We start from the raw sequence: 11,075 nt of genomic DNA on the forward strand, positions 1-11,075 counted from the left end.
CCAAGGGCTTCACCGGTCTGCCTGCTTTCTTGCCGCTCGCCATCCTCCATGTGATATTCCTGACTAACAGATTTTGCTGGTTACATTGGTACACTGGTTACACCATCCGCGCACACCTTATATATCAACGACTTGCGACCATCCTCGACGCGTACCAGCCATGGACACGACTGGTTACACTGGTTACAGCCAGTGCCGCAGAAAAAGAGCATGGCTACAGACTAAGGAAGACGCGATGACCACTAGAGCCTCGATTCTAATGAGACTGGCCATATGGGCAGTTCCATTCATCAGCGCCACTCTGGCTGCGCCCGTTAGCGCGCAAAATTCCGTTGGGATCCAACTCATGAACGATTTGGCTTGGCACGGCGTGTCTGATCGTGTCCAAATTCACCAGCCATCTGTGCAAGGAAAGCCTCCCCACATCGACGTATGGGAAAGAATTGCTATAGGGAATACATACGGAAACTGGGCTTACGTGAAGAACCTCATCGACTGCCAGAAATGGACTCAAATTCCGTTCTCGACAATCGATCGGGGTGGCTACTTCGTCCTTTGGCCGGAGGCCCCTGCCTCCGTAAAAGCCGCCTGGGAGGCCCACGGCCAAGGCAATGAGGCGGTTATTACGGGGATCTGTGCCCTGCATGGACTCAGGAAGCCGCGTATGGAGGGTGCCGTACCGGACAAAAGCGGAGGCTTTGTAGAACGCTAGGGGTAATGTGGGCCGGGGCCCTGCCGCCGGTGACGCGTCGCGTTAGCGGCCCCCAGTAGCCGCTGCGGGCCGATGCAGTCGCCCGGAAGACCGCAGGCCCAGTAGTCTCGCTTGAAGGCGTTTCGCCCACGTCTTTTGAGGCCAGCATCGGCGCAACGGACAAAGCATCAGGTTGTTGCAGGCGCGAGGTCAAACGAGGCGAAGGTAATGACCTCCTCACCGATCCAGTCGTTAACCATGGCGATGCGCGATTGCAGGGGGGCCAGTTCCATCGACGCCCACACCGTGGCAGCATCCCGAATCGATCCGAATCCGCCCGCATTCTGCGGCACGATGCCCAGCAACTGCGGCGGGATGCGAAGAGCAGCCAGAATGTCATCGCGTGTCACTCGCTTGATGCCGGTGAACTCATCCTTGGTTGCCAATTCGCTCACCGGAATCAACTGAAGCCCGTCCTTCTTGCCGTTCGGCGAATGCACAAACAGGTTCCGGAAGTTGCCAGGACCTCGTGCCTGCTTCAAGGCCTCGCGCAGGCTTGCCACATCACCCTGCTCCGTTTGGGAGTCGGTCAAGTAAAGAATGAAACCTGCGTGCGAGCCATTGTTGTAGTACTTGCGGCGGAACAGTGTGGCCGACTCGTTGAGCAGCGCAGACTGAATCACCGCGATCCACTCGGGCAGGCCGTATATTTCCTGATCGGCATCAGCCTCGCGCAGCTGATACACCGAACCGAGCGAGAACTCGTGCTCAACCCTACCAGCTCGCACGTGGAAGAACTCGCCGGGTACCACCCCACGACGCATGTACTGCGCCATGAGCGGCTGCCCGCCCAGCAGCCGCCCTGTGCTTGAGACCCTGCGTTCGATGTAGGACTGGCCGAACACTAGGTAGTCCAGTGCTATTTGGGCAAAGTTTGTACGACTCAGTAACGGGTGCGGAACAAACGCCCGCACCAGCATGTTGCGCTTGAAAATTAGCCCGCTGTACAAAAACGGATTGGATCGCGTGGTCCGTGATAGACCATTCAGGCATACAGGTGGCTCGTAGTATCGACCGTTCCTCCAGCACTCAAGGTAGTCGAACAGACCACGCGATTCCAGCACCGGCGTGGCGTCCCCGAACGAGAACGCAGTGATTCCCCCAGGTGTCTCCGCGTTTGGGGCCAGTGCCAAGTCAGTGACTTCCTGCTCGAGATCAAGCTCGCTCACGCCTGGCTCCCTGCTTCAAGCTCCTTTCGCAGGATAGTACGGCGAATTGTGCTGTTCACCAGCTGCATGTCCACCGAGCTCATGTCCATTGGCGGCAACGCTAACCGCTCCGCAACCTGGTCGGTCACTGCGACGTCGGCGAGGCGCTTACGTACTGCGCTGCCGAGGCGGAAAAAGAACCGGCTGGCCAATTCATCGGAGCTCGCCTTCTGGGCCGCACCAACATTCTCCGCCTTCTCAAACAGGCTAAAAGCCACCGCAAGGCGATCTTCAAACCCGGCCAACAGCTCTGCATAACCCAGCTCCGCCGCCTCAAGGAATACCTGCTTCTGAGCAGCAATACAGAGGCTCGCTGCCTCGGCCAGTTCCAGATCCAGACGCGGGAGCTCAGACGCTATCTCAGCCTCCATTGCTCGGTATTCCTCCGCCAGGGACATTGCCGAACGCTCGTTGGCCCGCAGCTTCTGAATGTCACGAGTCAGTGTGCCATCACTGTCCCGCAGCTTGGCGCTCCACTGCTGACGTGCGGCCTGTGCGTCGCCCTCTGCAGCCTGGCGTGCACGGGACATCTTGTCTACCTTGGATCGCAATGCGCTCTTGCGCTCGCTGTTAGTGGCCAGCTGCGCCGCCAGCTCGAACAGACGCAGCCGGCTCTCCGAGGGCGGCGCAACAGCTTCGCATGCGTCGACGGGTTCGACCAGTGAAGGGTTGGTATTGGCAGTATTGCTTTCACTCATGTGGATGTTCCATTGAAATAACGATGGGACACTTACCGGCACCCTGCCGGTAAGCGTTGAAATGTGATCGGCTCACGCGGCGCTGTCGTGTACCTTGCGTGGATCGAAGATGAAGAGGCGAGCTGCGCCCAGCCCCGGTATGCGCACTACCTGCGACGGGCGGCCATCGCCGCTGGGCTTGAGCCAACCGGCGGCCACCAGTTCACGCGCGGCCTGGCGCGAATCGAAGCCCGCACACAGTTCGCGATTGAACGATTCCTGCAGCACCATGTACTCGGTAACACCCACGCCATCCAGACGGCGGAAGCCTGCGCGATCGCGCACCGGGGATGCGGCCTGCATCGAGTTCAGCGGTTCCAACCTACTCTGGCCATGGGCCTCAAAGAAGGCGCGCACACGCGAAAGGAGTGCATCAGTGTCGGCGCTGCCAGCGCCGCCACGACGTTGCATCCACGCCTGGAAGCAGATGGCCACACCCCGCGTAGCCTCGCCTTTGGCCCAGCCGGTCAAGCGGTGAGGACAGACGCTGGCCATCTCCCCAGCAAAGGCCACAGTCGCGAAGCGTTCGGCCACTCGGCGGACCTCGCCCGAGGCGTCATCAGGCAGGTAGGTGGCCAGGAATCGGTCAGAAGATTCGCGCAGCTTGGTGGTGAGTGTGGGGCTATCCTGTCGGGTCAGGTAGTCCATCCACAACGGCCAGGGCGCGCCGTAGGAACGCGCTGCGGCGTCCTTGAGCAGCGCTGAAAGTGCCGCACCGTCTGCGGCGTCGTGCAGGCGCTCAAACACGCCGTGGCCACCCTCTGCCTCGGCTGGCACATCCGCCAAGCGCACCGCCTGGCCAGCTCGAGCCTGCTTGCCCACCTCGGCCATATGCTGGGCCAAGCCGACCTCGCCTGCAGACAAGATCAGCACCCGCCACCGCGCCGCCGCACGAGCCTCACCGGACCGATTGGCCCGGCTCTTACCGTTGCCGTTGGCGAGCAGGTAGGCAGCATCACCGGCCTGCTTGGGATCAATCTGCGCCAGCTCGTCCAGAATCAGAGTGGCATCGTTGTGAAGCACCGCCACGCCCTCAAGCCCGTTGGCCGTACTGCGCCACTCGCGGGCATACTCGGGCGGGCCGACCACGCTGGCCGCCACGCGCAATGCGGTGCTCTTGCCGCTACTACTTCCGCCGACCAGGTGGAAGCCGCCGCCGGTTGCGCCGGTGAAGTGCAGCAGTGGTCCGGCAAACATCGCTGATACTGCCAGCACCAAGCGGGAGTTGTCCTGGCATCGCTTGGCCACATCGCGTCGCCAGTCCTCCAGCGACCCCACAACGGCGTAGTGATGCTGCAGGCCGCCGCTGTGCTGGTATACCAGCCGCTCCTCGCCGTTGCCGTAGCTCTCGCCGTTAGGCAGCACATAGCGTCCGTCGTGCCACCCCGGAACCGCCACATTGCGCGCACGGCTATCGATGCGCTCCTGAATGATGTAGGCCAAAAGGCGCTGCATGGTGTTGCGGTGAGCAGACATTTCCACGCCGCCGGCAGCCAGCTGGCGCAAGAACTCACGCGGATCACCCACCAGCATTTCAGCCGGCGCTGCCCACTGGTGATGGTGGCCGTCGGCATCTGTCCAGGTCAGCAGGCGTCCCCATTCCTCGCTCTGGCTGTTGCGGGTTTTGGCCTCAACCTTCAACGGCGAGCAGACAAACACCGGTTCGGCCAGGTCGCCATCCTCAGTCACACCAACGTAGTACACGCCGGTTTCGTTGAGTTGGTAGTGCGGCCGTGCACCTCCGCCATCGTCGGCTGCCTTCTTTCCGCCCTTGCCCTTGCTGGCCTTGCGCACAGCGGCTTGAATTGAGCCGCGCACCGCTCCGGTACCGGCGACCTTGGCGGCATCATTGAAATCTACTGAGGTAACGTTACTCATGCACGAGGCTCCAGTGCCACGTCGGCGCATTGCGCCTTGGGGGGTGAGAGAAGAATCATTAGGAAGAGGTCTCATTGCGTGGCCGCGGCGGCATAGCCACCACACCGCCCACCGCGGCAGCGGCGCGCTGGGCGCTGACTAAGCCTGGATTGACGCCCAACCGCGCTGCGGTGGCGGCATCGTCATCGGCGCACACCACAATCGCCGCCGAGGGGAACTTGGCCCGTAGCGCGCAGGCAACCGGTGCCAGATTGCCCGCATCGAACGCCACGGCGGTGGGGTGGCCCGTGGCTTCATGGATGGTGGCGGCGGTGGCGTAGCCTTCAGCCACGCACACCACTTCGCTCACCGCGCGACCCACGGCGTAATACAGCCCACGCTTTCGGCCGCCGGCCAGAAAGCGCTTGCTCCCATCGGCGGCGATGGTTTGCAGGCTCCACAGCCGCCCCTGCGGGTCCCGCAGGGGCACCAGCAACTTCCCGTCCAGCTGCCGCAGCCCGTGTACGCCCACGCCCTTGGCAACCAGGTAAGGATGGTCGGCGGGGGCTGCATCAGCACACTGCCAGCGCTCACGCGCCAGCCGGCGTGCGGAGGCTTGCCGCTGGGCGAGTTCAGCCTGCTGCTGGCGCTGCGCGCGCACCACGGCCTCGCGTAGCTGTATCCGCTCGACCTCACTGCGCGCGCCGCCACCACCGTCGCACCAGGACTCGTTGTCTCCGGTCTTCCAGTTGCCGTAGGCTCCGGCCATAGGCGGACCCGCGTGAAGAACATACCAGCCGCTGCGCTGACCATTGCTGTCACCTTGGACGCGCACACGGCGCAGACGTCCATCGGGCGTCACCACGTCCAGCATCAGCCCGGCGGCGCGCAGCATCGCCAGAAAGCCATCAGGACGCTTCATCGTCGCCCCCCAATTCACTACTGTGCTTGGCGTTGTCCACCACCGCCGCCAGGTCATCATGCAAATAGGCAATACCTGCGGCGACGGCCTCCAACGACACCCCGATACGCTCATCCAGGCAGCTCAACAGCAGCGCAGCCGAACGCGCGCGCTCAATACGATTGAGGCAGTCTTCGCTGATCCAATATCCATGCGGCATAGTCGGGCCGTTGGACGCAGCCGGCGCTGCGGCGACTGCCTCCTGCTCGGCTCGAATGTCTGCCAGCTGGAGGTCAATGCCCTGTTCAAATCGTTCCTGCGACTGCGCGGGCGCGAACAGCGCCAAGCGCACGTTGACCCGTGCAGCGACCGTGGCCAGCTCCTGGCAGTCGCGCTCAAGCGGCGACAACAGCCGCGCACGCAGTCGCTGCTCCAACGGATGACCCCGCAGGGACGCGTCCAGGTCGGCGCAGACGTCGGCAAGGCGGCGAGAGGTCTTGCGATGCTGCCGCTCAACGCGGCGGGCGACTTCGACAATGTGGGCGGTGCGCTCGGCATTGAACCAATTGTTGGTGATGGTGGCGCTGAGCACGCCATCGGCCATGCCCGATACACCGCAGACGTTCACAGATTCGATGTTCATGCGGCCACCTGCACATCTGCGACCATAGCCAGCAGCTCTCCAACGGTCATGTCCTCAAAGGCACCGGTGCGCCGGTCGAGCAGGTCACTCAGTACAGACAGCGAGGCGACCGGGATTTCGGAGAGGCGCGCCATCTGACGCGCTGCGCTAAACAGGTCGTGCATCACGGCGTCATCGTTCCCAACGAGGAAATCCAGATGGAATGCGCTCATTGCTCGGCCTCCGTTGCGACTGCTGCAATGGCACGCTGTACGTCGCCCAAGGTCAGCGATTCTGCGGGCTTGCCAGATGCCTGCAGGCAGGCGTCGAGCGCTAGCCAGCGGGGATGGTCCCAGTCCAGGGTGTCGGCAATCTCGCCGAAGTGGTAGGCAATACGAATGGCAAAGCGCGACGGCGCGGCCAGGGTGTCGTGAGACATGGCAGGATTCCTTAGGTGGCTTGGAATCCGCAGACTTGACTGCAATCAAGGCGGCGGACGGTACGCGGTTGCAGTGCCGGCCTAAGGACCGGTGGGCCTTGCGGCCCCCGCGCACCGCCCGCCATAGAACCGGCAAGCAATCGCCCGCGACGACACAGCAGGCAATAAAAAAGCGCCGGGCATCGGTCGATGGGCGCTGGTGCGCCTTAGGTTGCGGGACTGCAATCCCGGTCGCCGATTGTGCGGCGACAGGGCAATGCTGCACCTGGTCAACGCGACTTGTCAACTGCCGCGTCATTGCTTGGCCTTGCGGATGGCAGAACTCTGCTTCTCGGCTTTTTGGCTGAGTGCCGACCGCTCCGCATACGTGCTGACGGGCAGATCAATGTCGCCGCGCGGACATGCGCTGCGAGTATGCGTGCGCACGATTTCGGTATAGGCGGAAAACGTGTGTCCGCACAGCGCGTTTTGGCATTGTTGGACCGATTCACGCAGCAATTTAGTGTGCATCACGCTGGTCCGGGTAACTGACGGGGTATCGCAATGCGGGCAACGTAGGAACGCTCTGGAACGAGTCATTGGGGCCTCTTAGCAGTCCGTGGCGTGCGCGTTGGCGACGTCGGCGACACCACGCGAAAGCGCGATGCGGCCGTGCTCTACGGACCGTTGCTGGGAGAAGTTCAGCGCAAGGTTCGGCTGAGCGACAGCGGTACGCAGATGCTCGGCGAGGAACTTGGCTTCGGCCGAGCTCAGGTTGAACCTCTGTTTGGAGATGGTCAGGACGATGGTGTCTTTCATGGCTGCACTCGCGGGTGGGTGTACGGGATCTGGTTGGCAATCCACGCGTCTACGTCCGACTCAAGCCAGACGGTCACGCGCGGGGAGAGGGGGATCGACTGAGGGAACCGGCCACGATCCATTAGCCAGTAGAGGTGCGAGCGAGAAATACCGGTGCGGCTGAGCACCTCCGGCCTGCGTATGAAGCGCTCCGCCCGCGCGGAGGGGGCCGGATTCGAGCTCGCGGGCTGACCAGGGACGGAGAGCGTCGGGTGGGGAGAACCAAGCATTTGAAGGGTTGCGGGGCTGACGATTTGTCAACCGCCGCCCTGTGTTGTGGGCTTGGTTAGAAGGCTAGAGACAGTCGCCGCTTAACTCACGCGACTAGGTTTGTAGGAGAATCCTTACAATCTTTTGTAAAATTACACATGACGCATTCCACTTGACAGACCAATGTCGTGGCGAGCACGGCGACGTCCGGGAGATGAGAAGCGAGCGCAGGAGCTAGGTCGACCGGCTGGTTGCGCAAGGCAAATTTGCACACTTGGCATCCGGCAATTGCAGGCCAAGGGCGAGATGCGCGGCGGGCAAACCATCGAATAGCGTCGGGCTAGGCTTGGTCGCTGGCCGTCATGGCGACATCCTGGCGGCCTGCAAAGCCAGCCCGCTGGCCCGAGAGAGGGCTGCGGAAGAGGCATTCCATCGGCGCACGGCACCGATTCACATACGTCCAATGCGGACTGATCACCCGCCGCTGTAACCAGCGTAACCAGGTGTAACCAGTAAGATGGGCGCGCCGAGAGTTAACGCAACAAACTGATTTGCAAGGCGTTTAGCAGCCCTGTAACCAGTGTTACCACTGTAACCAGCGGAAACAGAGAGTCAGAAATAAAAAAAAGGACATGGGGTCACGAGGAGGTCCTCAGACCGTCCAGATAGTCCGCCCACGCCTGCATCATTTTTGCGCGCTCGACCAGGTGCGCCGTACGGTTGTATGCCCGTCCGTTTGGGTCACGCACTGCGTGTGCGAGCTGGTGCTCGATGTAGTCCGGACGGAAACCGAGCACCTCATCCAAGACGGTGCGCGCCATTGCACGAAACCCATGACCGGTCATGGTGTCCGAGTCATAGCCAAGGCGGCGCAGGGCTGCATTTACCGTGTTTTCGCTCATTGGACGCCCCCTACCCCGGACGCCCGGGAAGACAAACTCCCCCCTGCCGGTTAGTGGGTGCAGCCCCCTAAGAACAGCCACCGACTGGCGCGCAAGCGGAACAACGTGGGGCTGACCGGTCTTGCTTGCGCTGAAGCGCCACTCAGCCGTGCCTAGATCGATGTCAGCCCACCTTGCAGCACGCAACTCGCCAGGACGAACAAAAACCAAAGGCGCGAGCTGCAGGGCCGCCACAACCTCGGGAGAACCTTGGTAGCCATGCAAGGCGCGCAACAGACCCGCAATCTGCGCAGGCTCAATCATGCTTGCGAAGTGACGTGCATTTGGTGCGGATAGCGCACCTTTCACATCGTCAGCCGGATTTCGCTCCGCCCTGCCTGAAGCAATTGCATATCGAAATACTTGGCTGGCCAGCAGTCGTGCGCGGTGAGCTGTCTCGACAGCGCCTCTAGATTCAATCTTACGCAGCGCCTCAAGTACATCCTTCGCAGTGATTGAGGCGATTGGAAGATGCCCAATCCATGGAGCAAGGTCTTTCTCTATGAGCCGCCTCTCCCGTTTCGCTGACCCCGCCGACAGCTTCTTCGCTCGAAGGGCAAAATGCTCATTGGCGACTGCCTCGAAGGTATTGGAAACGAGCTCCAATGCGGCCAGTTTCTGAGCTTTCCGCTGTGCGCCTGGGTCAATTCCTTCTGCGAGCAACCTGCGCGCGGCAGCATGACGCTCGCGCGCGGTAACGAGACTCACATCGGGATACGTCCCGAGAGACAACGTGTTTCTTTTTCCAGTCACAGGGCGTCGGTAGTCCCAACGCCACCATCGACCGCCATCGGGTCGGAGTAGCAAGTAAAGACCACCGCCGTCACGCAGCTTTTGAACTGTCGCGGATGGCTTTGTTCTACGGATGGCAGTATCGGTCAACGGCATGGCGGTAAGTCATTGGCGGTAACTGGTGAAGATACACTTCAGCTTACCGTCAAAGCTACCGCCAAGAATCGTGGGATTCAATAAGAATCCATAGGACGCAGTGAGACGCAAATTCGTCGCAAGCCCTTGTTTTTACGATGGAAATAGATCCAAATAGGATGCTATAGGACGATGAAATGGTGGGCCCACCAGGATTCGAACCTGGAACCAAAGGATTATGAGTCCTCTGCTCTAACCGTTGAGCTATAGGCCCTTGCAGCGTGAAAGTGTAGTGGAGACAGGGCTACCGCCGCCACTGGATCTCTCGCCAAGCGGGACGTCAGCCGAAGCGCCGCCCCATTTCCCGGACTCGTTCCGCGTTATCTCCGGCCACGTCCGCCAGTGCCTTGGACCGAAGCAGTCCAGGCCTAGCAGCCCGCTCCCAGAATTCCACAGCCAACGGTGCCGCCCATTGCAGATGAGCAAGTTGACCCGAGCGCTGCGGCGCAACCTGGGTGATCGAGGTTGTCGCTCGCAGCACACCCGTACGCGAGGGGGACAGCGACATCGGCAGCATGTCGTAGGCCGGGGCAAGCGATAGCGGCCCCTGATCAACGAGGTGGAATCCAATATTGCCTTGATGCATGTCGGTGTTCCCGATCAATCGTCCAAAGGCATGCAGCCGCGCCATGGCTGTAGCGGTGTCCTGACTGATCCATCGCAGCGCCAGCAACTGCTCGCCCGCCTGGTCCCAGTCGGCGTTGTCACCGACAAATGCGGAAGACAGGGCCAACAACGACACGAACCCGCGCCGGCCGAGCGTGTCCGGCGATCGGTCAAAGCGCTTCACCTCCAGAGAGGTGTGGCTGTCGGAATGGATGAGCGACGATTCTGCGGCGGGTACGCCGGCTTCGCGCAGAACCTCAAGCGCCAGATGCTCGCAAACCAGAAGGTCTGCCCAGCGGCGCTGCTCCTCCGTGTCATGGCGGGCGAACTTGATCAGGGCGGCGTAGCGGCCGCCTGGCCCGTAGACCGTGGCGGTGAACTTGGGCCTTTCGCCGCCTGGGGCAAGATTCGGGCATTGCCCGCGCGTTACTGCCTCCGCCATGAATGGGTACTGCAGCTCACGGCTGCTGGCCTCAACCGGATCGGGCGGGGCGTCGAGCGCGGCAGCGGCCAGCTGGGCGGCGTGAGTTCCGATCAAAAGATCGCCGGTGGTGACCGCACTCCCCTCCCCCTGCGCCCTCAGCAGGTGTGCCAAGGTCCAGGTCGTGGGATCGCGCGGTAGGTCGAGGGTGTTGCTTGCGGCGTAGGCGCGGCCGAGGAATCCTTCGGGGCGGAGGTCGTCGAGGTACCAGGGTATGCCGGGGAAGCCGTCAAAGTCGGCGTCAGGGCACCGCAGCAGGTTGGGATGGTGTCCGTGTGGGTGGAGGCGGTAGCGGTCGCTGGGGGTCTGCTCGAGCACCCCCAGTTCTTTGATTCGCCCGTCCTCCAGCATTCTGAAGATGGGACAGTGGCTTTCGGACCACCGGTTGGCGGGTGACGACCGTGGTGGATGCATGCCAGCAGCATGCGAGCTGGGCAATCGGCCTGCCATTCAACAAGTTGCGTCGCGAACCAGCGGTGGTTCGGCGGGGAGGATTTGTTGGTAGCGCCGGCCGTTGGCCGGCCTCGGCATTGCGTGGGCCGACCAACGGTCGGCGCT

12 protein-coding genes and 1 tRNA gene are annotated in these 11,075 nt (G+C 62.0%); all 13 read right to left on the reverse strand.

What is annotated here, in order from left to right:
* Nucleotides 1-879 precede the first annotated feature (879 nt).
* Nucleotides 880-1,884 carry a phage portal protein gene (locus tag QMX83_RS08325; RefSeq protein WP_282296177.1) on the reverse strand — a complete coding sequence of 335 codons (1,005 nt, stop codon included), beginning with the start codon at nucleotides 1,882-1,884 and terminating at the stop codon, nucleotides 880-882.
* Nucleotides 1,885-1,916: 32 nt separating this feature from the next.
* Nucleotides 1,917-2,657 (reverse strand): hypothetical protein, encoded by a 741-nt coding sequence (locus QMX83_RS08330; RefSeq protein WP_282296166.1) that lies wholly within the window; start codon nucleotides 2,655-2,657, stop codon nucleotides 1,917-1,919.
* 72 nt (nucleotides 2,658-2,729) lie between these two features.
* A complete protein-coding gene (locus tag QMX83_RS08335) occupies nucleotides 2,730-4,574 on the reverse strand; it encodes a DUF927 domain-containing protein (RefSeq protein ID WP_282296167.1) in 1,845 nt (614 codons plus the stop codon).
* 58 nt (nucleotides 4,575-4,632) lie between these two features.
* Nucleotides 4,633-5,475, reverse strand: a complete 843-nt coding sequence (locus QMX83_RS08340; protein ID WP_282296168.1) for a toprim domain-containing protein — start codon at nucleotides 5,473-5,475, stop codon at nucleotides 4,633-4,635.
* Entirely contained in the window at nucleotides 5,462-6,097 is a 636-nt protein-coding gene (locus QMX83_RS08345) for a hypothetical protein (protein WP_282296169.1), read from the reverse strand. The genes QMX83_RS08340 and QMX83_RS08345 overlap by 14 nt, the downstream gene beginning before the upstream one ends.
* A complete protein-coding gene (locus QMX83_RS08350; protein WP_282296170.1) occupies nucleotides 6,094-6,309 on the reverse strand; it encodes a hypothetical protein in 216 nt (71 codons plus the stop codon). Before QMX83_RS08350 ends, QMX83_RS08345 begins: the two co-directional genes overlap by 4 nt.
* Nucleotides 6,306-6,515: a hypothetical protein gene (locus QMX83_RS08355; RefSeq protein ID WP_282296171.1), complete on the reverse strand. Its 210-nt coding sequence runs from the start codon at nucleotides 6,513-6,515 to the stop codon at nucleotides 6,306-6,308. The genes QMX83_RS08350 and QMX83_RS08355 overlap by 4 nt, the downstream gene beginning before the upstream one ends.
* A gap of 294 nt (nucleotides 6,516-6,809) precedes the next feature.
* The gene (locus QMX83_RS08360; RefSeq protein ID WP_282296172.1) at nucleotides 6,810-7,094 is read right to left on the reverse strand and encodes an ogr/Delta-like zinc finger family protein; all 285 of its coding nucleotides are present in this window, start codon (nucleotides 7,092-7,094) and stop codon (nucleotides 6,810-6,812) included.
* 9 nt (nucleotides 7,095-7,103) lie between these two features.
* The gene (locus QMX83_RS08365; RefSeq protein ID WP_282296173.1) at nucleotides 7,104-7,313 is read right to left on the reverse strand and encodes a hypothetical protein; all 210 of its coding nucleotides are present in this window, start codon (nucleotides 7,311-7,313) and stop codon (nucleotides 7,104-7,106) included.
* Complete coding sequence (locus QMX83_RS08370) at nucleotides 7,310-7,582, reverse strand: AlpA family transcriptional regulator (RefSeq protein ID WP_282296174.1); 273 nt, start codon at nucleotides 7,580-7,582, stop codon at nucleotides 7,310-7,312. The genes QMX83_RS08365 and QMX83_RS08370 overlap by 4 nt, the downstream gene beginning before the upstream one ends.
* 618 nt (nucleotides 7,583-8,200) lie before the next feature.
* Nucleotides 8,201-9,391 carry an integrase arm-type DNA-binding domain-containing protein gene (locus QMX83_RS08375; protein WP_282296175.1) on the reverse strand — a complete coding sequence of 397 codons (1,191 nt, stop codon included), beginning with the start codon at nucleotides 9,389-9,391 and terminating at the stop codon, nucleotides 8,201-8,203.
* A gap of 177 nt (nucleotides 9,392-9,568) precedes the next feature.
* Nucleotides 9,569-9,644 (reverse strand) — tRNA-Ile (locus tag QMX83_RS08380).
* A gap of 66 nt (nucleotides 9,645-9,710) precedes the next feature.
* Nucleotides 9,711-10,868, reverse strand: coding sequence for a HipA domain-containing protein (locus QMX83_RS08385; protein ID WP_282296176.1), 1,158 nt, complete (start codon nucleotides 10,866-10,868; stop codon nucleotides 9,711-9,713).
* Nucleotides 10,869-11,075 lie beyond the last annotated feature (207 nt).

Source organism: Stenotrophomonas sp. PS02289 (assembly GCF_029960115.1).
In the GTDB taxonomy this organism is placed as follows: Bacteria; Pseudomonadota; Gammaproteobacteria; order Xanthomonadales; family Xanthomonadaceae; genus Stenotrophomonas.